Source organism: Halostagnicola bangensis, from assembly GCF_054653435.1.
Window position 1 is genome coordinate 1 of sequence record NZ_BAAIGG010000003.1, and the last position, 25,561, is coordinate 25,561.

Here is a 25,561-nt window from a genome sequence, read left to right on the forward strand (position 1 = left end):
GTCGATCGACTTGGCGCGAGCCACGGGACACACCTCGGTACAGACCAATACGACTACAACGAACTCGTCGAGACCTACGCTGGCGCAGATGTGTCTCCAGTGCCGCGGAAAGCAACCGATCCCCTCTTTCACATCCACACGTCGGGGACAACCGGTAATCCGCAGCGGATGACTCACTCCACAGGGGGCTACCTCGCAGGTGTCACGTGGACGGCCCAGACCGTGTTCGACCTCTCGCCGGGGACCACGATCTGGTGTACAGCCGATATCGGGTGGATTACCGGTCACTCCTACGTCGTCTACGGACCATTACTTTCGGGCGCGACGGTCGTCCTTGTGGAAGGGAGTCTCCGCTATCCGGACCGTCACCGTCCATGGGAAGTCATCGAACGGAACGGCGTGGAGGTCTTCTATACGACGCCAGGGGCGATCCGGACATTTATGAAGTGGGGCAAGTCGTTTCCCTCGTCCCACGACTTGTCGTCGCTTCGGCTGCTCGGCACCGTCGGTGAACCGATCGGTCCGAATACGTGGGAGTGGTACTACACCCACGTCGGCGAGGAGCGGTGCCCGATCGTCGACACGTGGTGGCAGACCGAAACCGGATGCGTTCTCATCTCAGCCCGTCCCGGAGTCGACGAGTTGAAGCCCGGTTCGGTCGGCCCACCGTTGCCCGGAATCGAAATCCAGATCGTCGACGAAGACGGTCGCGACCTTCCGCCGGGTGAACCTGGCTATCTGACGATTGACCGTCCCTGGCCGTCGATGCTTGCTCCACTCGAGGGTGATCAGTACTGGGTTCTTGCGGAGTACTGGCAAGCGTTTTCGGACCCGCGGGCGGAGACCTGGCGGTATTTCACGGGCGACCGTGCCGTTGTCGACGACGATGGGTACGTAACGATCATCGGCCGTGACGACGATGTAATCACGATCGATAACCGCCGCCTCGGAACGGCCGAACTCGAGGCTGCAATCACGATGGTAGACGGCGTTACCGAAGCCGCTGCCGTCGCCGAGAGTGCCGCTGGCGAGACGACGCTCTGTGTCTTCGCAACCCTCGAGCAAGAACAGCGGGACCGGAACGCCGTTCGAGACGCCATCAGGGATGCAGTCGCCGAGCGCGTCGGCGAGTTCACACGGCCAGCGAGCATTGTATTCACGCCAGAACTTCCCGAAACATACTCTGGGAAAACGATGTACCGGCTCCTCGGGCGCGTCGTCAACGACCGACCGCTTACGGACAGCGACACCCTTCGAAATCCAGAAATCCTCGGTGAACTCATAACGATCTGGAATCGGGAGTAAGCAGTCGAGGGGTACTCCTGCCCACGGATTTCTCGTCCGCTGGCTGACGAGGTATTTTCACGTCCTCGAGTCTTTGCTGAGGGGTTTCGATTCCATCAATGCCGATGCAGGTGATCGTCTCGTCTTCCGTACCGACGGCTAGCGCTCGACGCCTTACGTCCTATTCAGTACGAGTGTCAACATTGTCCGAGCGTGGGTGAACCTCGAACGGACGCATCATATCGTGGTCTTCGTGCTCGATCATGTGACAGTGCCACATGTATGTACCCGTCTGATCGTTGAACAGTCCGTCGTGCTCTCCGAAGTGGACGATCACGTGGACAATTTCACCGGGATCGACGGTGATGACGTCGTTCCATCCTCGTTCGTACGGCTCGGGTGCCTCGAGTGCGTCGAGGTCGATCTCGTCCTCGTTCGGATCGTAGTCCCCAATCGACTGTCGCCCCAACATCTGGAAGTGTACGAGGTGAAGGTGGATCGGATGGGACATTGCGCTTCGGTTGGCGAAACTCCAGATCTCGGTGTCACCGAGCGCGGGCTCCTCGGTCACGGGGTCGTCGACCTCGAGACCGACACGGTCGGCTGCCGTTCCAAGCAAGTGGAGCTGCCGTCCGTAGTCGTCACTCGCGCCGCCGTTGAGCGTGAGATATCGTTCGTTGTCGACCGAATCGACGGGGATGTCCGGAACGCGGGTCAACTTGTCGGGGAGTTCGGTAGCGTCCTGTGAATCCTCGGCGTCGCTCACATCCACGAGCATGATCTGGGGGAGCGAAACGATGTCGTCGTCAGCCGAGCCCGCCTCACCGCGATACTGCGCGGGCGCGTTGTTGTGGAGCAGTAGCGTCTCTCCGGCGTATTCGGAGAAATCAACGAAGATATCGGCACGCTGACCGGAGCCAAGCTCGAGGCGGTCGTCGATTTCTCCTGGCGTCGAGAGGAGGCCGCCATCGTTCCCGATCTGGACGAAAGACGGCCCGTCCACGCCAATCTCGCCCGACGACTCGTCGTACTGACGGAGTTTGAGGGTGTAATACCGACTGTTCGACCCGTTGAGGAGTCGGAACCGATACGATCTGGGTTCGACGGAGAGCCGAGGCCAGGCCTTCCCGTTGACGACCGACGTATCGCCGTAGAACTGCGGAACGATACTCGGGTTGGGGTGCGCATCGTCTCCGCCGCCTTGCTCGTCCGAGACGGCCGTGGGATAGAACAACGACCCGTCCTCCTCGAAACTCCGATCCTGGAGCACGAGCGGAATCTCGTACTCGTCCTCGGGCAGACCGAGACTCCGTTCGTGTTCGCTCCGCAGGAGATAGAATCCCACGAGCCCGGCATAGACGTTTAATCGCGTAATACCGAGCGAGTGATCGTGATACCACAGTGTCGCCGGCGGCTGGTCGTTCACGTAGTAGTAGTCTCGCTTCTCGAACTCGGGGCCCGTCTCCTGAAAGTCCCGAGTGAACCACGCCTGCGCGTGGCCGTCGCTCTCGGACTCGACGTTTCCACCGTGGAGATGCGTTACGGTCCGTGCACCCGGCGTATCGTACGGAATAATGTCGCTGTGGATCGTCGTGTCTTCAGGCAGGAGATGTTCGTCCGGGAGGTCGTTCGTCCAGCGGACGTAGATCGGTTCACCCTGCTCAGCTTCGATCGTCGGGCCCGGGAACTGCCCGTCGTAGCCCCAGACGGCCGTCGCTGGGAGGTCGCGGTGTAGCTTCTGCTCGACCTCGCTCATCGCTATCTCGTAGCGGGGGTGACCGTCTTTCGTTCCGGACGGTTTCGCGACACCCGGTCGGGGAACCTCATCGACCCACTTCTCGAGGTCTGGTGACGAGTGGTCCGTTATCGTCGTCGCGTTCTTGGCTTGGGGCGGATTCGTATTCTCAGTCGAACAGCCTGCGAGAGCTGAGATACCCGTGCCACCGGCTGCGATGCAGAGCTCACGGCGTGATACCACTGGTCGAGGTTCTACAGCGCGATCACTCATAGTACATGTTAGCGTATGATATCCCAGTATATGCGGGGCCAGCCGATTCCTACTGAGTCGGAATCCGGAGAGGGTACATCACCGGGAGCGGCCTATCCCAGCCGTCCTCGTTCCCAAAACGTGGAACACGATATGCATGATCCGGAGTCGATGTGGCCACAGCAACATCATTATGGTTCATCCGGAATAAGCTATCTATGCGCACCCCGATAGCCGCTAGAGACACCTCGATCACCATGACCAAAGTCCCTTCCCAGTTACAGACGTTCGATATCGCGGAAACCGACGACGTAGTGCGAGCGTATCTACAAACGGAGTGTCTGGATCACCCGACGAGAGGACCCTACATAAAATCACGAGTACTGTACGAGGGTGTCGAAGACGAGATCGACGACCGGTTTTCACTGGAGCTGTTCGGATTATTCTGTGAAAGCCGATCGTACTTGGAGAAGTGGTCGAGAGGATATAACGGATCGTATCGGTATCGGATCCTCCGTGAGCATCTCCGCTAACCGTGCGTTGCATACGGATTTCTGAGAGGAGCGGCAGTAGTACTTAATAATTCGATTAGAACGAATCTTTATACCGATTTAGCCGGTACGAAGAGGTATGACCAAACAGACGGCGAAAACCACGGAACGATCGCTGGACGTAATCGACACGATTCAGAAATTAGGCGGTGCAACACTCGAGGAATTGACCGGTGAATTAGAGATTGCGAGAAGTACGATCCATCTCCACCTCCAGACCCTTCTCAAGGAGGGGTATCTCACAAAAGAGGGCGCGGTATATCATATTGGATTGCGGTTCCTCAATCACGGCGAGTATGCACGATCACGCAAGAAGGCGTACACGCTGGCGAAGCAGACGGTAACAGACCTTTCCGACCGAATCGACGAAGAGGTCGAATTCGTCGTCGAGAACGATAATCGCGGCATTCTCGTCCACGAATCCTTCCATCCGGACAGCCACTTTCCATCGAAGGAGCGCTATATCTCTACCGCGCCTAGTTCCGCCGGGATCTACTATTACCTCCACAGCGTTGCAACCGGCAAAGCGATCCTGGCCGAATTACCCGACGAGCGCGTCGAAGCGGTATTGGATGACTGGGGACTCCCTAGACAGACAGCACACACCATCACGGACCGGAACGATTTCTTCCGAGAACTCGAGCAGATTCGCGATCGAGGCGTTGCGTTCGCCGATGAAGAGTACGTCGACGGTCTCAGAGAAGTCGGGCGGCGTGTGACGGGTCCCGATGGGAGCGTCCTCGGCGCGATCGCCATCATCGGCCCGAAGTATCGATTTACGGACGAACGGTACACCACCGAGTTGCCGGAGGTTCTGATGGAATACGTCGACGACCTCGAGACCGAAATCAGCGATTCGTACTTGGACGATTATCGCTAAGTAACCGGATCTCTCGCGAGTTTCAGCGAATAATCCGAGTACACTGTATCATTATATGTGTCCCTGTTTTCGGAACGAGATGATGGGTTTCCATTACGCCCGTATGTGTGTAACTCTTTGAGTGTGATTGCGAAACCGTACGGCGCGTCGCCGACATTGTTCGGAAAATCCGGACTACTATACACACTGGACGAATACGTTGTATTCCAGGAGAACCGCCGGCCGTCGTCAACCGTGCTGACGGCAGTTAGGTCGGCGAAGAACCGACTAGAATGAAAATTTCACCTCACATTGCGATAAGCGATACGTAGCGAACGGGAGCACAGTATGATTCCTAGCGAACAGGTAATTACGATCCGTCTCTGTTGACTTCAACTATCGTCCCGATCATCGTCCACGCCGATTCGTCTACGCCCTTTCGTCCGACCAGAATCGATTCGTTATCCGTGCTCGTGATGAATCGATAGTCCGCGTCAGCGTCCTCGCAAACACCCTCCGCCTGAAATTCCTGCTGAAAGAATTCGGCCCCGGAAATATGAAATATGGCCGTCGTTCCGTCGTCGAGCGTCAGCTCGACGGGGTCGGGACTGATCTGGTGTATTCGTTTCGCGGTCGGGTTGAGGTCTGCCATACGTACGTACTGGCGGTTACGGCCTATAAGTCGTGTTGATTCCGCGCTAGATAACCTCGATGACTTCCTCGAGTACATCTGTATCAACGAACAGAATGACGTGATCTCCCGGTCTGATTACGGTTGTTCCGCGAGGCGTCACGAGTTCACCGGAGCGAGCGATCGCACCGATAATGACTTCGTCCGGAAGGCTCGCCGTAGAATCCCTGATTTCGTGATCTGCGAGAGTACTCTCTTCGGTAACGACGATCTCGATCACTTCCGCACGATCGTGGTCAAGCAGTACGATTTTTTCGGTCGGAATCAATCGGGTAAAGCGAATAATTTCCTCGGCGGTCTCCTCGCGTGGATTGACAGTCACGTCGACGCCGGCAGCTTCGAACAGGTCGGCATACCCTCTGTCCTCGACGATAGCGATGGTTTCACCGACGCCGAACTGGCGGGCAACTAACGATACGAGTAAGTTTCGTTCGTCACTCGCCAATGCAGCGATGACGATATCGACATCCCCGATGTGTTCACGCTCCAGAAATACGACGTCCGCGGGATCCCCCTCGAGCACTGTCGTGTTCGGGAGTGCTTCAGCCGCGTTTCGAGCGCGATCGGGATCCTGTTCGAGTAACCGGGGACGATAGCCGTGTTCTTCGAACAGCCGAGCTATTTGAAAGCCGATCTCACTTGCGCCGGCGATAACGACCTCGTCGGTCGGACTTCGCGACGACAGTGAAATACGATTCGCGACGTTCGTAACGCCGCTAGCGCTTCCGATGACTACGATCCGATCGGTGGCCCGTATTACGGTTTCTCCGGTCGGAAGCACCAGCTCGTCGTCGCGGAAGATCGCTGCGACCGTGACCGATCTGTCCAGATCGATCTGGCGCACAGTTCGATCGACGAACGGACTCTCGGGGTTGACTTCGAACGCAGCCATTCGAACGAGACCGTTGGCGAACGTATCAACCTCCTGTGCAGCAGGGAGTCCTGCGATCCGAAACGCCGCTTCGGACGTCAACGAGTCCGTGCAGATCATGAAATCGACACCGAACGCGTCCGGACGGGCGGTCCACGTTTCGAAGAGCGTTCGACGTCTCACTCGAGCAATAGTGAACGCGTCGGAGATCATCGTTACGGTCGCACAAATAACGGTATTGACCTCGTCGTCGTCGGTACACGCGATCACGAGATCCGCCCGATCGATTTCGGCCTCGCGTAGTGTTTCGATATCTCGGCCGTCCCCGTGGACGGCGAGAACATCGTACGCGTACGCGAGTTCGTCGACGACCCGCTCGTCGCCGTCGACGACGACGACCTCGTGAAGGTCCGCGAGCGTCGCAGCGATCGCTCGTCCGACTTCACCAGCTCCGACGACCGTTATACGCATTGGACTCGTGTTCGACTGATACTCGAGTGGTGACTTGAGAGCGGCATCAGTGACCGTCATTGATTTCTATGGATCATCCGACAGACCGATCGACCGACCATGTGGTCGTCTCGTCCCGGATGTGTTCAGGTATAGAGTTCGTGGACCATTATGAGTTCCGTTCGTGGACCATTATGAGTTCCGTTCGTGGACGATTCTGTTCCCGGACAGTCCCGAATTCCGGTGCAACGACGACCGAGTCGATTACTATCGGTATCGATCCACCGTCGCTTCCAGGCTCAGTGGTGAACGCTGAGTAGTAATAGATACGAACTCTCACAGACGGTCGGACCGCCGTCCTCCAGACCGAAGACACGACAGCTTCCGATCTCGTCTCAGAGACTCTCAAATGGGGACTGATACCGTCTGATAGATTTCTGACCAGCCAATCGTGTAGCTCGAGTGAGCCAGCCACCGTAACTGGGTCACACGCTCGTTCGATAGCACGAGAGAATTGTTCGATATAGCTGGATTATTATATTGAAGTACCGATTCAGGAATCACATCTCTGGATACGGTGCTCCCACAATTTTGTATAATACTCTGGATTTTGTATGGAAATATCGACACCAGCATATACATTACATACATACGATTGTAATACAGGTTGAATGGGAAGCAAACGCAGACAACAGAATCCAATTACACTGTACTATTAAGAGAAGAGTTATCAGAACCTTCTTGCAGTGTCTGTAACGCTGTTCTGTCGGTGACCGATACCTTGATTACGACTGCTCACAAACGTTCGTATTCACATGGGAATGGGTAACTATGACCAGCGTGAGTACGAACGTCGCGAACGGACGATCTCCGAAATTGAGTCCGACTCGGACGACCAGCCGAACGAGTATCGAGGCAAAATAACGTTCGACGACAGCAGCTCGACCAGCGAACTTCTCGAGAACCTCCAACAGATGAAGTCGGAAGAATCGTGACAGAGTTGCTGAACGATGGCAGACCAAACGATTTATCTCTATTTGATTGGTACTGCTACGTATGGCGCTCGACGAAATCCTTAGTGGTGACCAGATCACTGGCCGTCAAGCTACGATGATCTTCTTCACATGGCTAACGCTGGTGTTAGCGGCTGGAATTATCCTGCTATTGATCACGAGAAGCACTGTTGGATAGGCTGCGATCGATTGACTGATCCGAAACGCGTTGCGTCTCGCTATCTCGCAACCTCGCGTTCTGCGACCGTTCCTCGAGATACTCGATCCCACCGGGAGGTGAACCAATATTCTAGTCAGTGGGGCGTTCCAAACACCCCAGTAAAATAGGTATAGATGTCATAGCACTAATCAATTGCTATTTGAAATGAGATTGTCTGCCGTCCTATTCGGTCATCTCGGGGCTGTCCGTTGATTCTGAACGCAGGATCCGTGAGTAGGAATCGTCAACCCGGTGACCTCGAGCAAATGTCGACATTTGTGAGAGGAGACCATTCGGGGAAACGCATATTGTCAGAATCGAGGGATCTTCGAATCTGGATACGGACCGATTGTTCCGGAATGGCAATTGCCGAGGATCCAGCGATCGATCTCGAGACATTCAAATCAGTCGTCGCGCTACGGAATCGTATGGAAGAAGACGACTCTCGTGAACACGTTGTTCCAAGTAGTGAGAACGAACTACCCACGGCGGACGTCCGTGGATACGATTTCCGCGGGGAGTTCGACTTTCAGGACCTTATTGCGTCTTACGAGACGACAGGATTTCAAGCGACGCAACTCGCCGAGGCCGTCAATATCGCCGAGCGAATGCAAGACGAAGAGGCGACGATCTACCTGACGTTCACCTCGAACATCATCTCCTCGGGATTGCGTGAAGTAGTTGCACACCTGGTCCGCGAAGGCTACGTCGACGTGCTCATTACTACGTCCGGGTCGCTGACGGAGGACGTTATTAAGACCGCAAAGCCATTCAAGATTGGCAAGTGGGATGCTGACGAGGCCGCGCTTCGCGACCGCGGCATCAACCGACTCGGTAATATTTTCGTCCCCTCCGATCGGTACGTATGGCTCGAGGAGTATCTCTACGACTTCTTCGACGATTTTTTCGCGGACGAAAAAGTGCGCACACCGACAGCGTTCGCACGAGAACTAGGCGAGACACTCGATGACGAGGATTCTGTCTTGAAACAGGCCGCGGACAATGATGTCCCCGTCTACTGTCCGGCGTTGACGGACGCCGAAGTTGGTAACTTCCTCTATTACTACCGGCAAGGATACGATTCGGAGGTTGGGATCGAGATTCTGGACGACTACGACTCGCTCATCGAAGACGGTTTGCTGGCGGAGACGACAGGATTGATAGCCGTCGGTGGCGGCGTGCCGAAACATCACGCAATCATGACGAATTTGTTCCGGGGCGGCGCGGACTACGTCGTCTACATTTCTACGGGAATGGAAGGAGACGGGTCGCTCTCGGGAGCGCCGCCCAACGAAGCAGTGTCGTGGGGAAAGATCAAAGACGAGCAAACGAACTACACGCAAGTCGAAGCCGAAGCAACGCTCGTGTTCCCGCTGTTAGTCGCGAGTGCGTTCGCGTAGTGGTGACTTCGTAGTCAGCGCCCCGATTCACACCGAATCAGCCCTTCCGAAGATGTTCACTACTCTCGTAATCAAATATTTGGATGTCTCTGATACCCGTGTGATTGTCATCTACAACCATACAATTACCAGTATTGTGATTCTTGACAATCAATTAGAAAACGCGCGAATCATCAAGATAGAGTATGTAATTATCCTCCAAAGGTAGGTGGAGCCAATACGACTAAACCGATTATGATGATTATCGAGTGAATCTCAAGTGTTACAGAGTCTGACTACTATAGTAACTATTAGAACTTTCTTCTCATAGATTGTAGCTGAATGCAGTGGGCTATTTCGACGAAATCTCTGTCGAGGAATTGCAAGATCCCTTCGACAACGTGGAGGGAAAGAATCCGATACAATGAGTCTTAGCGACAAGTGCGTACAAAAAGAGTCACGAAGACTGAATTATCCGAATGGTACAATGTACAGCGATGGACTATCTATAGCTGGCCCAAGCGACTCGATATTGACGAGTCGCTTGGGTAGCCGTTACTGATACTTATCAATCTGGGAGAAGACAAGATCTTTCAGAAAAGGAGAAGAAAGAATTCGAAGAAACTGTCTACCAATCACCTCAAGAAGTTGGGATTGACGCGCCGGCGCTCGCCCAGCAGTATCTCGACGAAACCTATGATGGAAAATATTCAATCCCGAGTTGCCGGCGGTTGCTCAAAGAAGCGGGATTGGGCTATCAAGAACCACGTCGTACAGTCGCTGAATCTGACGCTGACAAGCAAAAAGCGTTCCGTGACGAACTCAAAAAGTAACGGAAAGTTGATGACACAGTAGTCTGTATCGATCAAACCAAGAAACCCGTGCAAGTCAAGCCGCGTACCGTGTGCTTTCTGCGCGGCACGCGGCCGACCGTCGAATTATTAGGACAACGCGACTGGACGTGTCTTTTAGGCGCGATCACCGTCTAATGAATTAGCTAAGTTCTGGGAATAGGGTCTACCCCACTTATCGGCAGCTGGGGCCTGTAGTGGTACTCCCTCGTACAGCTGTTCCCAATACTTCTCTCGATCATTATTCGGTGATCGCTTTTTCGCTCGGTTCGAAGAGTATGTTGCCGCAAATCACACGAAACATTTCATTCCAACATCATACATTGATATCGAAGATAGCTTGATCGTAATTCTGGACAAGCGCCGTGCTTTCGGGTGTAGACCGTTATGAATCCAGCGGCTAGTAACGACCTCGAGTCCGTCACGTTACCAACATCTTCTCCAGAACTGAATCCAGTCGAAGAGTAGCGGCGACAGCTACAAGCAACTCTTCGCAACCGGTTCTTCAGTCCATTACCGGGTTACCAACGGCGATCAACACCACTCTTACTCAATATCCATACCAAATCGGGTAAGAAATTCTAATTTCTTATGGAGTTAAGCCAGCTCGAGAAACGAGCAGACCGTTGACTAAAGTGGTTCAGATGGTCACAGATCCGCTCCGTGAGTGCTTCGCAGTTGATTTAGAAGCGGTTTTGGAGAGTGAGCGGACGAGCATCTCGGATAACCAAGAGTACCTGCGAGGTGGCGACCTTGTTCTTCGGAATTATGTAGCCAAGTCCGGCGAGCGACACGAGGTGAGGTGGTTGGTCGCGAATCAGCGGGATGATGACGACGTCGGTACGCGTTCGAGCGGACGACGGCGACTGAACTGCCCCGTCGTGACGGTGGGATCAAGGCCCTATTCAGGGCCAAAGTATTCGGCGTGGGTGCACTCTTGATCCAGCTCCGCCTCGGAGAGCACCTCGACGACCTCGTTGACGCACGAGATGAAGCCGAAAATGGAATTGTCGGCGTCGTTGACGCTTCTCAATCAGCTTAAGTGCGGCGACACCGAGTTCGATTTCGGTGTCGTCCTCGCGAAGGGACTCGAGAACTTCGGTTTCATCTTCCTGTAATGGACCATGGATGCAACCGGCAGTGATTCCGACGTGTGACGTTTCGTGAAACTCGATCACCATTTTGCCACCGTGACGTGGATACCCTGTTCGCTCGGCAGCTATGACTGTTGTGACCGCAAATTGAGCGTTGCCTGCGAGAGCTTGCTCAACTCGCCTGAGGACCTCGGATGTGGTACTCCACGAATCTGGCGCCGCGTGCACAGATTGGCTATTCGACCGGCACATATATGGTTATCGTTGGTCATTGTCATACCATGCCCATGGAAATAGAGATTACTCTGAATGGGACTGAACGAACGTTCGAAGCTGAACGCTCGGATTCGCTTCTCGATGTTCTTCGCCGCAACGGCTACACCGGGGCAAAACGCGGCTGTGACACGGGAATTTGTGGGTTCTGTACCGTGACTGTTGATGGCGAACCCGAACGCTCCTGTATCAAACCGGTCGCGACAATAGACGGGACGGCGGTCGAGACGATCGAGGGGCTCGGTACCCAGGATGACCTCCATCCTATTCAAGCGGCTTTCGTCGACAACGCCGCACTCCAGTGTGGATTCTGCATTCCGGGGATGATCATGCAATCACGAAGCCTGCTCGCGAACAATCCCGATCCGACTGAAGCCGAGATTCGCGAGGGGCTCGCAGGCAACCTTTGTCGGTGCACCGGCTATGAGAAGATCATCGATGCTGTGCAGGACGCCGCTGAACGAATGAGTGGCGAGCAGACCGTCGTTACCGATGGTGGCGACTTGACTCACGAGACAGCAGGGCGTTCAAGCCAGGATTGGAGCAGGGGTGAGTGCGATGAGTAAGCCAAATGGCCCGCAAGACGACGACAGTCATCAGCGGCTCTCCTCCTCCGCCGAAGCCGAGCATCCGCTCGAATGGGACGAGAGCCCAAACAATCGCAAATCGAAGAGCGAGCGGCAGGCAATCTCCAGGCGCGAGGAGAAGACCGACGCTCGAAAGATCGTTACAGGCGAGTCGAAATACACCGCCGACTACGCGCTACATTTCCCGGATCTGGCGGAGGCATCGATCCTCCGTTCGGATATTGCACACGGGTACGTAACCGAAATCGATACGAGTGACGCCGACGCAATGGACGGGGTTTACGCGGTCATCACGCCGGATTCCGACGAGGTTCCTGACGCGATGTATACGTCTGCGGGACAGTCGTATCCTGAACCAAGCCCGTGGGACCTGAACGTTCTCCGGCGAAAGGTGCGCTATGTCGGCGATCCAATCGCTGCTGTGGCGGCCACAGATGCCCAGACAGCCAACAAAGCTATCAGAGCGATCGATGTCACGTACGAAGAGCTAGACGCCGTTTTCGATCCAGAAGCGGCGATGGAGCCTGATGCACCACAGATCCACGATCCCGATCAGGTGGAAAACATCCAGCCGGGTGCGGACTACGAACGGAACATCGAAGCCCATACCGAAGGCGAGATCGGCGATGTGGACACGGCATTCGAGGAGGCAGCGACCAGGGACGACTGGATCGTTACCGAAACCGAGTGGAAAACACCGTATCAATCCCACTGCGTTCCCGAACCGCATACGACCATTGCACATCGCGATGAGGATAACCGCTTTCACCTCATCACCAGTACGCAGGTACCGTACCATACACGTCGACAACTCGCACATCTGTTCGATGTCCCAATTCGGGATATTCGGGTAACGAAACCGAGAATTGGTGCCGGATTTGGTGCCAAACAGTCGATGCTGATCGAACCCATTACAGTAGCGCTGATGCTCGCCGCGGATCGTCCCGTGAAACTGGAGACGACGCGTCGCGAGCAGTTCTACGCCATGCGCTTTCGACGCTCTGCTCGCGTCCAAATGCGAAGCGTCGTGACCCAGGATGGAGCGATCAAGGCGTTCGATATGTCGGCAGTTACGAACTCAGGTGCGTACGGCCCACATGGGCTAACTGTAACCAGTTCTATTGCGACGAAACCGCTGCCACTGTACACGCATACACCGAATATCCGGTTTGAGATGAAAGCCGTCCATACTAATCTCCCAATTGGCGGTGCAATCCGCGGCTATGGGGCACCCCAAGGCCATTTTGCACTCGAGGGTCACATGGACGAAGTAGCCAACAAACTAGGACTTGATCCCATTGTCCTTCGCTCACGGAATCTCATTGGGAACGGCGATCTCGATACTGCGTCGGGTGTCACCACAGATGGTGAGCATGTTCGTCGGATCCGCTCGTGTGGTATCAACGATTGTATCGAGCGCGGGAAGGCCGCGATCGGCTGGGGAGACCTCAAGCAGCCCGAAGAGGACCATCTCCACCGAGCCTGCGGTGTTGCTCTCACCGCTCAAAAAAGCGGCGTTGCAGGCGACGAGCTCGGCACAGCCCATATCAAGATGAACGAGGACGGCTCGTTCATCCTTCAAACGGGCGCCGTCGATATCGGTCCCGGTGCGGATACCGCGATGGCACAGATCGCTGCGGAAGTGCTCGGTGTCCCGCCCGAAGACGTTCTCGTTCAGGCATCGGATACGGATATCTCGCCGTTCGATTACGGAGCGTACGCGTCCTCGACGACGTACGTTACCGGAAGCGCGGTCAAAAAAGCCGCCGAGGATGCGCGAGCGCAACTACTCGAGTTCGCCTCACAGATGCTTGATGAGCCAGCAGCGGATCTCGAGGCCCGCGATGGAGCAGTCCGTTCCACACAGACGGGAGATTCGGTCACGATAGACGATATCGGCTACGAGTCGATCTACGGCGACAACGTGCGTGCGCAGGTAATGGGCCAGGCGAGCCACTGCACGGACGAATCACCGCCACCATTCGGCGCACAGTTCGCCGACGTGACCGTCAACGAGCACACCGGTGAATTCGAGATCCATCAACTCGTATTCGCGGTCGACTGTGGCGTCGCGATCAATCCAGACCTCGTGGAAGGACAGGTCGAGGGTGCGATGCATATGAGTTACGAGTTCGCGGTGTCTGCGGGACTCTCGTTCGAGAACGACGGGACGCCGGAAACCCTCGGGTTCCGCGACTACGGGATGCCGACGACAGCGGACCAGCCTCCCCTCGAGTCGATCCTCGTCGAGACACACGAGCCGACGGGGCCGTTCGGCGCAAAATCTGTCGCCGAGATCCCCGTTAACGGTGTCCCGCCGGCGCTGAGCAATGCGATTCACAGCGCCGTCGGCGTTAGGATAACCGACCTTCCAATCACCGCTGAGAAGATTCGAGCGAAGCTTGACACCGACTAGCTAACGCGGTATTCGTACTGATGACGGATGCTACCGCACTCTTGTTACGATGTTCGAGATTGGTACGGTACTCAAGGAGCTGAAGTAACGACCGTGCCCTGTTGGAACCGCACTCGCCACGGAACGGGAATCGCAACGATGGATACTCTACGGTTCTCACCGATATCGCATCACTGGAGACCGCAGAGCGGAGATCAACTCGTAGATCCGATTCCCTTCGGACCACCGGATTCGGTGGTAGCCAAATAGCCCTTGAGCTAGATTAATCGTCGTCGACTGGCTCGGAGACTGGCGGAACGGTGTCGGGTGCGTCGAAGATGGGACTGGAGTCTCCCGGAACGAACGTGTTCAAGAGGAGTGCCGTGAGGCCAGTGATGATTACTGCCTCTCCGAAGAACGTTTGTGCGCCGGGAGGAAGTCCGGCGAGTGCTTCAGGAACGGTTTCGACTCCGAGCCCGAGTCCCAGCGCAGTGGCGATGATCACCATGTTTCGGCGGTTCATCTCGATATTCAAGAAGAGTAACCGCATCCCGCTCGCAGCCACCATTCCCACCATGACCAACACCGCACCGCCGAAGACTGCATCGGGGATCGTCGTCACGATTGCTCCGATCTTCGGGACGAGGCCAAGAACGACGAGAACGATGCCTCCAATACCGACAATGTGTCGGCTCATGATGCCGGTAAAATTGATGATACCGACGTTTTGGGAGAACGAAGTCTGCGGGAACGATCCGAAGACGGCTCCGATCGCGCTAATAAATCCGTCAGCAAAAATCCCACCGCGGAACTCATCACTTGTTGGATTCCGCCCTTCTGCAGCGGTAATACCGGACATGTCACCGATCGTTTCCATTCCTGAAACGAGGAATAGAAACGCGAACGTGAGGAGTGGGACGGCTTCGAAGCTGAATCCGAACTCGCCGGGCGTGGGTACTGCGAACCACGCTGCGTCCGCGACTGGGCTGAAATCAACGACACCGAGTCCGATCGCGATAACGTAACCAGCGCTAATGCCAATGAGAATGCTCATCATTCGCCAGACGCCTTTCAGAAGCAGGTTAAACAAGACAGCGATGAGTAAAACGGTTAAAGCGAGCGATAAGTTCTCAACTGAGCCGAAATTGTCTGCTCCGACTCCGCCTGCGGAGTATTCCATTCCGACTGGGATGAGATAAAGCCCGATGATAATTACGATGAGACCCGTAACGAGCGGTGGAAAAAACGACTTGAGTCGCTTAAACTGCCAACCAAGCAAAAAGGGGACCACAACTGCTGCAACGACAATCGATCCAAAGACAGTATCAAGACCAGAACTTGCTCCGATAGAGCTCATCGCCCCGACAAAGGCAAAACTGGTACCCATGACGATGGGGAGTTTTGCACCAACCGGGCCGATAGTGTACGCCTGAACGACGGTCGCTATCCCGGCAAATAGAATCACCATTTGGACCAAATACGTTGTGTCGGCAGCGTCTAGTCCTATGGCTCCCGCGACGACGAACGCGACTGCCGTCGAGGGGACAATCATGACGGACACATGTTGCAGTGCAAGGAGAATCGATGCTGGTAACGGCGGTTTTTCATCGAGACTGTACGCTAACTCTATTCCATCCCCATTTTCGCTGGACATTCTTCAACAAAGAATCTCCATGAAATGTGTTAAACCTTTTCATTGGTTGCTATTCGAACACTAGTGGAGGATTCAACGGACAAACGTCGAGTTTTATCCCCCGTCTCACTCACATGTTCAACATATACAAACAAGGTTTTTACATTATATTAATATGATACGACTGACCAGTTTTTGGAGGGAACTATGCCGAAAACTTACAGATGTATGAATGTAATCTGAATGGGCAGGAAAAACAATTGTCCAACTCGGAGAGTCTGCTCGTGATGTACGAGAACACTCTAGCAATGGAGAACTGCGTGTGAAAACTAATTATTCCGCTGATCGGTTAGATAACTACAACTGACTTCAAGTGCCTTCGTTGATTATTTCGGAACTTCTTCTATGCATATTGACGTTCACTTCGATAACGTTCGCTGTCTTTGTTACTAGATCACTGATTTTCTGGTACGCTGAGTCGTCCTCAAACATGCTTTTGGGACCAGAGACGCTCAACGATCCTCTTACGATTCCATCACGAGATCTAATCGGAGCACCGATAGCTTGGAACCCCTCGATCTCTTCTTCGTTATTGTGCGAATACCCTTGCTCACGAATGTCCGCTATCTCTTCGAATAAACGATCCTTAATAGTTATCGTGTGTTCGGTGCGAGCGGGAAGACCGTGGTGGTCGGTGATTGTTTCGACCCGCTCTCGTGGAAGATATGCGAGGATGGCTTTTCCTGAAGCAGTGATATGTAGATAGTCTCGTTGCTGGAATTTGGCCATCTGATAGTCGTCCCCAACTGCCTGTTCCCCTTTCGATTTATACAAATTGTGTCCACGTCCGTTCTCTTCGACCACCAAATGTGCGTACTGCCCCGTTTCCGCAGCTAAGCTATCTATCTCGCTTTTGCCTATCGTGTAGAGAAGGCTCTGATTCCGAACATACTCTCCGAAGATCAGCATATCATACGACAACTGGTACTCCTTCCCGTCCTTTCTAACGAGCCCTCCCTGTTCAAGGGATTTAAGATAGGTATACGTGGTACTCTTCGACTCATCGAGATGGTCGGCGAGTTCTGTGACACCTGCACCATCTAACTGCATCAGGGTACGTATAATATCGATTGTGTTGAGCACAGTGGTCAGTGTGCGTGGATCGGATGGCGTGTCTTCAGTTGTCATAACATAGTATCTGTAACAAGCCTCCTTCAATATTCTGCCGATGTTCAATATATACGAACGCTCTATTCGGTGTTTGCTTACACCACTGCCGTTGATCCGGTCGGAACTGTTCAACCAGTGCAATCAATTATATACTCGTGTACAGAAAAGCAGGTCATGACCATTGACACGGTAATTCGTGGAGGGACACTGGTAACCAGCCAGAACACCTTTACCAGCGATCTGGCGATCGATGATGGAACTATCGTGGGAATCGGCGATCAACACTGCCTGCCAGAATCCGACGAAACTATCGACGCTGCGGGACTTTTGGTGATGCCCGGTGTGGTCGACCCGCACGTGCATATCGATGATCATGTTTCGCTCGACACGTACGAGACAGCTACGAGTGCCGCCGCATTGGGCGGCGTCACGACGGTCATAGACTTCGCCTGGCAGTCATACGTCAGCGAAGATAGCCCCTGGGAAGAAGAAAAAACGTTGCAGGAAGGTGTCAAGCGCAAGCGCAAAAAGGGCGGAAACGCGCTTGTCGACTTCGGATTACACGGTGGAATCCTCCGCGAGGATCCGGCTGTCTTCGACGAATTGGCAGGTCTCGTCGAGTCAGGGATAACTTCTTTCAAAATGTATACCACGTACGAATTCGGCCTTTCGAACGGATTCATTCACGACGTTCTCGAAGAACTCAGGGAAGTGGACGCAGTCGGTGTTGCTCACACAGAGGACCATAGCGTCTGCGAATCGTTAACTGCCGAACTCCGTGCCACAAACCGAGACGAGCCAACGTGGCTTCCCGTTGCTCGACCGGATTATGCGGAAGCGATGGCAGCGGATGATATCGCCAGGCTCGCACGGGAGACTGGAACCAAATACTACGGAATCCACACTTCATGCCGGAAGGCAGCGGAAGCGCTCGCGCGATATCAACGTGATGGGAGCCTCATTCGCGGTGAAACCTGCACACACTATACGACCCTCACAAAGGATCAGTACGAGGAGTTGGGAACCCTTCCGAAGATTGCACCGCCGCTTCGGAGCAGCGACGACAACGACGCGATGTTCGAATACCTTCGCAATGGGACACTGAGCGTTGTTTCGACTGATCACGTAGCGCAACCTCGCGAACGGAAAGAAGCGAGCGAGTGGTGGGAAGATCCGTTCGGTGCAAATAGCCTCCAAACGAGTCTCCCGGTGTTTCACGACGAAGCAGTGAACAAGCAAGGGTTCTCGTATCCGTTTCTTGTTCGTCTGATGTGTACGAATCCGGCCCAGACGTTCGGATTGCCGAAAAAAGGGACGCTCGAACCTGGAACCGACGCGGATATCGTGTTATTCGATCCCGATGAGAAATATACGATCTCTGCTCGAGACAACGCTTCAGTCGCCGACTACACGATCTACGAAGGTCGTGAAGTAACTGGGAACGTAAAGCGCACGTATCTCAGGGGGGAACTCGTTGCGAGTGAAGGCGAAATCGTCGCCAAGCCAGGGTGCGGAGAGTTCGTTCGCCGGAAGCGACCCACCTGGAACGACAGTTAGACGACCTCGATCAGCAACTACATCTGGATTGTGGATACCATCATCCGTTCGCTGGTACATAGAGAGAACGCCTCTACGATGTTACACCGTTACCCATTGCGGTTCGCGGTCGTGGATCCGAAAGAAATAATTGCGACGGGGTGACAGTGTGAGACGAACACACAATCCACAATGAGTTCACTAGAATTTGAAATCGAAGAGCGAACGTTTACAGCGGAACTACACGAGGACGAAGCGCCTGAATCAGTTGCTGCGATGCGAGAATTCCTTCCCCTCGAATCGGAGTTGATGCACGTTCGTTGGAGTGGGCATGCAACGTGGATCAATATTGACGAGATCGAACTTCCGGAGCTTCCACGAGAGAACCATACGGTGTATCCATCCTACGGAGACATTCTCCTGTACCCGGGATACAGGAACGAACAGGAAATCCTCGTTCCATGCGGTTCGACTTGCTTCAAGAGTCCAGCAGGCGAACTTGCTGGCAACCATGTTGCGACACTGGATGCAGAGCGCGAAGAACTCCGAGAAATGGAACAAGAAACACTTCGAACCGGGATGAAGGATGTCACAGTTCGTCTGGAGGGGTAGACAAGCGAAGAACTCTCCACCAGTATTCGTATGGGTTTGGCCTCTGCGTCTCATTCAGTAGCCAGATCATAGAGCGCTCCTGCAAGCAACCGCGTTGAAGTGGTACAGTCACTCCAGTCGGTCCATTCCGCCGCGCTGTGGGAATATCCGCCTTCCGAGGGAGCAAAAACGAGTCCGGCATCAGTTACTTTCGCGATGTGCATCGTATCGTGCCCTGCACCGGAGTGCAATTCGATGGTACTGATCCCTGCTTGTGTGGCTGCACTGTGAAGTGTTGCAATACAGCGATCGCTCATCGAGATGGGTTCGATATCGTACGGGCGGCTAAACGTCGTTTCAACGGCGCGCTCGTCCTCTAGACGGGCTAAACAACGACGAATGCTCGAGACGATCCGTTCCATCGATTCGTATTCGATATCACGAATGTCGATTCCGAGATGGACGGAACCAGGGATAACGTTGATCGAGCCTGGTTCAACATCGAACTGACCAACAGTCCCAACAGCAGTCTCACTGTGAGTTTCGACAATTTCGTTCGTTACCGACTCGATCTCGAGCGCCAGTTCGCTTGCTGCAGTCAACGCATCGACACGGGATTCCATCGAAGTAGTTCCGGCGTGATCCGCTTCGCCGAGGATATCGATATGACAGCGGATAGTGCCGGTGATATGCGTTACTATGCCAGCAGAAACGGACGTCTCCTCCAGTCGAGTGCCTTGTTCGACGTGGAGCTCGAGCCACGAATCCCACGCGGTTGCGTCCAGGCGCTCTTCGCCTTTGAAGTCAATTTCCTCTAGGGCCTCGCCCAACGTCACACCAGTATCATCGGTCGTTGCAAGTGCGTCTGCGACGCTGGAGGCGCCAATTGCCACTGAAGAGCCAAGGACGCCATCAGAAAACCGACCACCCTCTTCTTCGGTGAACGCCACGACTTCGAGAGGGAAATCCGGTGAAAGTGAAGCATCCTGTATGGCACGAATCGCTTCGAGGCCAGCGTACACACCGAGTACACCGTCAAATTGCCCTCCGTCAACGACCGAATCGAGATGGCTGCCGGTTGCAACAGAACGAGCAGTTGGGTCGGCGTTCTCAGGAACCCACCGACCGGCGATGTTGCCAACGGCATCAATAGAAACGTCGAGTCCTCGTTCGTCCAGTTTCTTTACGAAATATTCTCGAGCCCGTTTGTTGGCTTCTGTTCCGGTTAGCACCGTTCGGCAGTTCCCGTCTTCGACGGGAACGGACCCGAATTCGGCGGTCTGCATGATATCTTCCCGAAGTCTGTCCTCGTCGACGTACTGGTAGAGATGCTGATCCATCTGTCTCGCTATGGTATGGTAAAACACGCCCTCTTTTGAAGGTATCGGGAGAACAGATACTCCATGCGATTCAAAAACCTCGTCTAGTCGCTGTGCGGGGAGCAATTCGTATGTTCGTACCGAATACGATACGACGGCACAGGGTGCCGGGACTGATGCTGTTTTGAGGGACGCTCGTAGAACGGAGAGGTGTGACCGTCGTTTTCAACGGATACCGTTCGAAGAAAGTTTTAAGTGAAGAGTAATCTATAATTGAGGTGGGATGACGAGACTCACGGTTGAGGATCTCAATCAAGCCGACAAAGAGCGGTTCGTTGACATTTTCGGTGGCGTATATGAGGAATCACCATGGATAGCTGAGCGAGCGTGGTCGGAACGACCGTTTTCTTCTACCGAAGACGTACGCCAGACCATGACGGATGTCGTCCGGAACGCATCACAGAAGAAACAACTAGACCTCTTACGAGCCCACCCCGACCTCGGTGAAAATATTGAAATGACCGACGAGTCGGAGGAAGAACAAGCGTCTGCCGGACTCGATCGACTAAGCGCTGAACAGTACAAAACGTTCCAGCAACTGAATACAACGTACCGAGACAAGTTTGGATTTCCGTTCCTCATGTCGGTGAGGGAAGAGTCGGTTGAGACGATCCAAAACGCCATGGAAGAACGGATTGACCGTACTAAGTCCGAGGAATTCCAGACCGCCTTGGACGAAGTCAACGACATCGCGAGACTTCGACTCGAAGAGCTAGTAGCGACAGATGAGGACGAACGCACTTGATAACAACCAACTCCCCGAACATGATGACGAACGCCGAAATACTGAGATACCCAACTTACCACACATGAGCAACAGCAACGAAATCGATACCGACGTACGGAGTACTGATCGACGAATACTGAACTACGGGAAAGAAAAGATCGCAGTCTACCGGACCTACGCCAATCCGCTTGAAGGCGTTCGCACTATTCCGGAATCGTCTTTCGACGGGCGAGATAACATCCTCTTTGGACTCGAAGTCCGTGTACAGTTCGAGGGCGAGGAATTTTTACCGTCCTTTAGCGAGGCAGACAACAGCAAGGTGGTGGCGACGGACTCGATGAAGAATTTCGTTCTTCATCAGGCGGGAGAGTACGAGGGGACGACAGCGGAGGGCTTTCTCCACTTCGTCGGGAACGAATTTCTGGAGACGTACTCGCACCTGGAGGCGGTGAAAATGTCGGCGACTGAGTATCCGTTCGACGAGCGGCCCGTTCCCGGAGATGATGGGTTTGAGCCAAGTGACCTCGTTTTCCGGGTCTCCGATGACGAATCGGCGTTCGGAGAAATATACCTTGAACGGGACGGTGGCTCCATCGAGTTCAAAGAGCAGACGAGCGGCGTTACAGGGATCGAACTCATCAAAGTGAAAGAAAACTCGTTCACAGGCTACGTCCAAGATGAGTATACGACGCTCCCGGAGCGGGAGGACCGCGCACTCTACATCTCTCTCGATATCTTCTGGACCTACGGCGAGTCAGCGGATGCGCTGGGAGAAGAACCACGACGATACGTTCCGGCTGAACAGGTCCGTGATATCGCCCAAGTAGTGTTCCACGAGATCGATTCGAACTCAATCCAAGATCTACTCTATCAGATTGGTCTCCGAATCCTGAAGCGATATCCGGAGCTCGAAGACGTCAGCTTCGAAGCGAACAATCGAACGTGGATTGAGGTACGTGATGACCTACAAGGAGACGCAAAGGTATTCAGAGAACCACCCCGGCCAACCGGCTATCAACAGTTTTCTATGGACCGCAGTGACCTGGAGGAACAATGAGCCCAGGACTGACCACACACGTTCTTGATACCAGCCGTGAAGGTCCCGCATCCGGTGTCGACGTGGTGCTCCAGCGAATAGATGATTCGGGTGATGCAGAAACGATTAATCAAGGAACAACTAACCATGATGGGCGGCTCGATAAGCCACTCTTGACTGAAGATGAGATGGAAACCGGTACGTACCAACTCCTGTTCGATGTCGGTGACTACTACCGCCAAGCGCAGTCGGAATCGTCGTTCTTAGAGACGGTCCCTGTTCGGTTCATTATTGATGACGTTGACGAACAGTACCATGTCCCCCTTCTCCTGTCGCCAGGGGGGTACACAACCTATCGGGGGAGTTGATGGTCGGGCATCAGATAGCGTGGAGTTGGTTTTACTAACCAACGAGGGTGTTATACAATTCAACTCATACCACGAGCTTCGTTCGGCCCGAATTTACGTCCTGTTTGTAGTTCATAACTGCAACGTCACTCGGAGACACAGTCCAAGAAACGCATGTTCCCGTCCATGGAGGCGGCTTCGGGTGCGTAGCGCCCCGAAACCACAGTCCGTACACCTCTAACCGTTCGCTCAATCTGTGTTCGTTGCTTGTGCGTCTCAGTAAGGACCGATCGCTTGAGCGGTACGTTCTCCGTTACTCCCATCTTCGATTCGGTATTCGACTGCTACTGGATCAGCGGCGTTTCGTGGATTATACGGGGCGATCAGCTCAACTCCCGTTCCAGCAGGCAGTCGGGCCAATTGAGGATGACGTACACACAGCTCGCGTACAAACGCTTTGAACGACCGCATCTCACTGCCGCTGTCGTACAAGAACTGCTTGATGTGACGGACCGACTGCCTCTCGTGCACTCGATCGCCTTGAGGAAACGACTGGGAAGGAGTGTAATCGCGAGTATCGTGCGCGGGAATTTTTTTTCCGGGTCTCGAACGACCCCGATCATATCCTTCCTTGAACAAGTCCCTACCCAACTCGAACGATGGAAGTTCGTATAACGAGCAACTACTCCCGATATTCGATCAGCTCTCCGACAGAAAAGCCGGCAAAATTCGAGTTAGTCCGTTCGCGAGTTTTCTCACCCTGAAGCTTATAAGCGACTCTGGTGACGTTATTACCGACTATGCACGTAGAACTCGAGCACCTTTCAGTCGAAAAAGAGGGAAAAATCGCCAGGATCACGCTCGATCGACCGGAGCGGCTCAACGCGATCCATCACCCACTCACCCGTGATCTAAATGCGGTGTCACAGCTACTCGAGAACGACCGGAACGTTCGATTAATCACAATTCGGGGAGCAGGTCGGGCATTTTGTTCCGGTATCGATCTCAAGGAACTTGCGAAGGGTGAGATAGACGACCGAATGTTCCCGCTGTGGGAAGAGGCGCTCCGTCGGTTCGAGACGATGGACAAACTGGTGATTTGTCTCATTGACGGCTACGCTATCGGCGGCGGATTGCAGATTGCCTTGGCATCCGATATTCGCGTTTGTACCCGCTCGGCCGAATTAGGCCTGACTGCCATCGAAGAGAGCATCTTGCCCGGTCTCGGAACGTGGCGGCTACCACGGTATGTAGGGATGGGACGTGCAAAGAAGATGAACATTCTCGGGAATTACGTCGACGGGGAGGAAGCGAAACGTATTGGACTCGTCGATCATTTAGTTGACGAAGGGGAGAAACAGCAGGAGTTCGAAGAGATCATCGAAGAGTACATGGTGGTTAATTCAGCGGGGGCCCGCTTGACCAAGCAAGCGACTGTCGAATCGTTCGATCGAAACTTCGAGGGTTTTCTCGATCGGTATCTCGAACTTCAGGCGGAAGCGATGGATGACGACGATTTCGAGGAGGCGATGGCCGCTATTCGAGAAGATCGAGAGCCCGAGTGGACGTAACTTTACCAGGAACGATTTGCGAAGACCGAGAGGACGGCGATCTACAGATCCGATAGGCAGGGGTTCGGGGGGAGCACTATAGTGATGAATACCATCTCTCCGTGAGAACTCGATGAACGCCCTGTACAGGCCCCACGTCGTCGCTAGTCGGCACCCAAAAAGCCAGCCGTCACCAGTGTCGACAGAGAGATGACCTACGTCGAACTCTACGCCGAAGTTGATAGCGTCGCGAACGCACTTCGGGATGCGGGCATCGAACCGGGTGACCGCTACGCCGTATTTGCAAACAACTCGAACCGGCAGTGTCTAGTTAGCGCAGTTTGAGAAGCGAGCAGGCCGTAGAGGTAGTTTGGATCAATGCTCTGAAACCTGCTCAACAAGAGCTACGCGGCGGAATTTGATGAGTGTTGGGAGCGTGAGCGGACGGCGATTGGGCCAGGGTGTTCGCCGTCCGTCTTCACGCGACTGGTTGTTCGCTTCGAGAGATACAAGCGATTCTTCGCTTGATCGGCGTTGAACGGTCTCATCAAACAATTTGGAGCTGGATACGTCGTCTACCGTATATGATTCCAGACCCGCCGATGGCGAAGCCCTCGCGGGTCGCGGTTGATGAAACCGCTGTCAAGATCAACGGCGACTGGTCTTGAGTATATGCTGCAATAGATATAGAGTCAAAGTTACTTCTTGATATTGCAGTCATTGGTCAGCGAGGCACCGATCAAGCCGCTGCATTCCTGTATCAATTTACCGAGAAACACGATCTCTCCGAGACCGTGTTTCTCGTCGATGGCTACGGGTATCTGACTGCCCCCTCTCAATTAGGGTTAAACGATCAGCTCGACTATGTCGAACGAAACCTCACCGAAAAGTGGTTCACACCCTTAAAATGCGTGTTGACCGCTTCCATGACTCCTAGGTGAGCAGTCGGTCAAGCGTCAGAGAATGGATTGAACAGTTTGTACACTATTATAATACACAACGACCACACCAGTCACTCAACGGACAAGAGCCAGCGGAGGTGCTCAACTAGACAGTGTCCTAAGACCAATCAGTTTCCGACCAACATGAGGGGACCTCCAATCGATGG

General features: G+C 54.1%; 20 protein-coding genes and 4 pseudogenes. 18 read left to right on the top strand and 6 right to left on the bottom strand.

The window, feature by feature from the left end; translation table 11 throughout:
- Positions 1-1,305, top strand: a 1,305-nt coding sequence (locus ACYQ14_RS18060) for an AMP-binding protein (protein ID WP_459890153.1), incomplete at its 5' end; no start/stop codon positions are given.
- Between the two features lie 160 nt (positions 1,306-1,465).
- Here ACYQ14_RS18060 and ACYQ14_RS18065 read toward each other — a convergent pair.
- The gene (locus ACYQ14_RS18065) at positions 1,466-3,292 is read right to left on the bottom strand and encodes a multicopper oxidase family protein (RefSeq protein ID WP_459890155.1); all 1,827 of its coding nucleotides are present in this window, start codon (positions 3,290-3,292) and stop codon (positions 1,466-1,468) included.
- Positions 3,293-3,528: 236 nt separating this feature from the next.
- Here ACYQ14_RS18065 and ACYQ14_RS18070 point away from each other — a divergent pair, with 236 nt between their 5' ends.
- Complete coding sequence (locus ACYQ14_RS18070) at positions 3,529-3,804, top strand: hypothetical protein (protein ID WP_459890157.1); 276 nt, start codon at positions 3,529-3,531, stop codon at positions 3,802-3,804.
- A 97-nt stretch (positions 3,805-3,901) separates the two neighbouring features.
- Positions 3,902-4,702 carry an IclR family transcriptional regulator gene (locus tag ACYQ14_RS18075; RefSeq protein ID WP_283838997.1) on the top strand — a complete coding sequence of 267 codons (801 nt, stop codon included), beginning with the start codon at positions 3,902-3,904 and terminating at the stop codon, positions 4,700-4,702.
- 349 nt (positions 4,703-5,051) lie between these two features.
- On the opposite strand, the gene ACYQ14_RS18080 is transcribed toward ACYQ14_RS18075, so the two are convergent.
- Positions 5,052-5,333 (bottom strand): DUF8072 family protein, encoded by a 282-nt coding sequence (locus ACYQ14_RS18080; RefSeq protein WP_283838998.1) that lies wholly within the window; start codon positions 5,331-5,333, stop codon positions 5,052-5,054.
- Positions 5,334-5,379: 46 nt separating this feature from the next.
- Positions 5,380-6,714 carry a Trk system potassium transporter TrkA gene (gene trkA / locus ACYQ14_RS18085; RefSeq protein ID WP_459890721.1) on the bottom strand — a complete coding sequence of 445 codons (1,335 nt, stop codon included), beginning with the start codon at positions 6,712-6,714 and terminating at the stop codon, positions 5,380-5,382.
- 794 nt (positions 6,715-7,508) lie between these two features.
- On the opposite strand from trkA, the gene ACYQ14_RS18090 reads away from it, so the two are divergent.
- The 7 genes and pseudogenes from ACYQ14_RS18090 (at position 7,509) to ACYQ14_RS18120 (ending at position 14,505) form a co-directional block, all read left to right on the top strand.
- Complete coding sequence (locus ACYQ14_RS18090) at positions 7,509-7,688, top strand: DUF5786 family protein (protein WP_283838999.1); 180 nt, start codon at positions 7,509-7,511, stop codon at positions 7,686-7,688.
- A gap of 645 nt (positions 7,689-8,333) precedes the next feature.
- Complete coding sequence (locus ACYQ14_RS18095; RefSeq protein WP_459890160.1) at positions 8,334-9,305, top strand: deoxyhypusine synthase; 972 nt, start codon at positions 8,334-8,336, stop codon at positions 9,303-9,305.
- Between the two features lie 326 nt (positions 9,306-9,631).
- Positions 9,632-10,274: pseudogene (locus ACYQ14_RS18100) on the top strand (winged helix-turn-helix domain-containing protein); the annotation flags it as partial.
- Positions 10,275-10,382: 108 nt separating this feature from the next.
- A pseudogene (locus ACYQ14_RS18105) lies at positions 10,383-10,710 on the top strand (transposase); the annotation flags it as partial.
- A 414-nt stretch (positions 10,711-11,124) separates the two neighbouring features.
- A complete protein-coding gene (locus ACYQ14_RS18110) occupies positions 11,125-11,253 on the top strand; it encodes a hypothetical protein (RefSeq protein WP_283839001.1) in 129 nt (42 codons plus the stop codon).
- A 263-nt stretch (positions 11,254-11,516) separates the two neighbouring features.
- Positions 11,517-12,068, top strand: coding sequence for a (2Fe-2S)-binding protein (locus tag ACYQ14_RS18115; RefSeq protein WP_459890723.1), 552 nt, complete (start codon positions 11,517-11,519; stop codon positions 12,066-12,068).
- Positions 12,061-14,505 (top strand): xanthine dehydrogenase family protein molybdopterin-binding subunit, encoded by a 2,445-nt coding sequence (locus ACYQ14_RS18120; protein ID WP_459890162.1) that lies wholly within the window; start codon positions 12,061-12,063, stop codon positions 14,503-14,505. The genes ACYQ14_RS18115 and ACYQ14_RS18120 overlap by 8 nt, the downstream gene beginning before the upstream one ends.
- Positions 14,506-14,767: 262 nt before the next feature.
- On the opposite strand, the gene ACYQ14_RS18125 is transcribed toward ACYQ14_RS18120, so the two are convergent.
- The gene (locus tag ACYQ14_RS18125; protein ID WP_283839004.1) at positions 14,768-16,138 is read right to left on the bottom strand and encodes a uracil-xanthine permease family protein; all 1,371 of its coding nucleotides are present in this window, start codon (positions 16,136-16,138) and stop codon (positions 14,768-14,770) included.
- Positions 16,139-16,486: 348 nt separating this feature from the next.
- The gene (locus tag ACYQ14_RS18130) at positions 16,487-17,305 is read right to left on the bottom strand and encodes an IclR family transcriptional regulator (protein WP_459890164.1); all 819 of its coding nucleotides are present in this window, start codon (positions 17,303-17,305) and stop codon (positions 16,487-16,489) included.
- 156 nt (positions 17,306-17,461) lie between these two features.
- On the opposite strand from ACYQ14_RS18130, the gene ACYQ14_RS18135 reads away from it, so the two are divergent.
- Both ACYQ14_RS18135 and ACYQ14_RS18140 read left to right on the top strand, forming a co-directional pair.
- On the top strand, positions 17,462-18,844 hold the full coding sequence (locus ACYQ14_RS18135) for a dihydroorotase (protein ID WP_459890166.1): 1,383 nt from the start codon (positions 17,462-17,464) through the stop codon (positions 18,842-18,844).
- Positions 18,845-19,015: 171 nt separating this feature from the next.
- Entirely contained in the window at positions 19,016-19,435 is a 420-nt protein-coding gene (locus tag ACYQ14_RS18140) for a DUF3830 family protein (protein ID WP_283839087.1), read from the top strand.
- A gap of 50 nt (positions 19,436-19,485) precedes the next feature.
- Here ACYQ14_RS18140 and ACYQ14_RS18145 read toward each other — a convergent pair whose 3' ends face one another.
- A complete protein-coding gene (locus tag ACYQ14_RS18145; protein ID WP_459890168.1) occupies positions 19,486-20,754 on the bottom strand; it encodes a M20 family metallo-hydrolase in 1,269 nt (422 codons plus the stop codon).
- A gap of 262 nt (positions 20,755-21,016) precedes the next feature.
- Here ACYQ14_RS18145 and uraD point away from each other — a divergent pair, with 262 nt between their 5' ends.
- The 6 genes and pseudogenes from uraD to ACYQ14_RS18175 all read left to right on the top strand — a co-directional run bounded on the left by uraD (position 21,017) and on the right by ACYQ14_RS18175 (position 25,504).
- Positions 21,017-21,538 carry a 2-oxo-4-hydroxy-4-carboxy-5-ureidoimidazoline decarboxylase gene (gene uraD / locus ACYQ14_RS18150; protein ID WP_459890170.1) on the top strand — a complete coding sequence of 174 codons (522 nt, stop codon included), beginning with the start codon at positions 21,017-21,019 and terminating at the stop codon, positions 21,536-21,538.
- A 64-nt stretch (positions 21,539-21,602) separates the two neighbouring features.
- Entirely contained in the window at positions 21,603-22,577 is a 975-nt protein-coding gene (gene pucL, locus ACYQ14_RS18155) for a factor-independent urate hydroxylase (RefSeq protein WP_459890172.1), read from the top strand.
- On the top strand, positions 22,574-22,924 hold the full coding sequence (gene uraH / locus ACYQ14_RS18160) for a hydroxyisourate hydrolase (RefSeq protein WP_459890174.1): 351 nt from the start codon (positions 22,574-22,576) through the stop codon (positions 22,922-22,924). Before pucL ends, uraH begins: the two co-directional genes overlap by 4 nt.
- 779 nt (positions 22,925-23,703) lie before the next feature.
- Complete coding sequence (locus ACYQ14_RS18165; protein WP_459890176.1) at positions 23,704-24,474, top strand: enoyl-CoA hydratase/isomerase family protein; 771 nt, start codon at positions 23,704-23,706, stop codon at positions 24,472-24,474.
- Positions 24,475-24,639: 165 nt separating this feature from the next.
- Positions 24,640-24,798, top strand: a pseudogene (locus ACYQ14_RS18170) (AMP-binding protein); the annotation flags it as partial.
- 45 nt (positions 24,799-24,843) lie between these two features.
- Positions 24,844-25,504: pseudogene (locus ACYQ14_RS18175) on the top strand (IS6 family transposase).
- Positions 25,505-25,561: the final 57 nt, after the last annotated feature.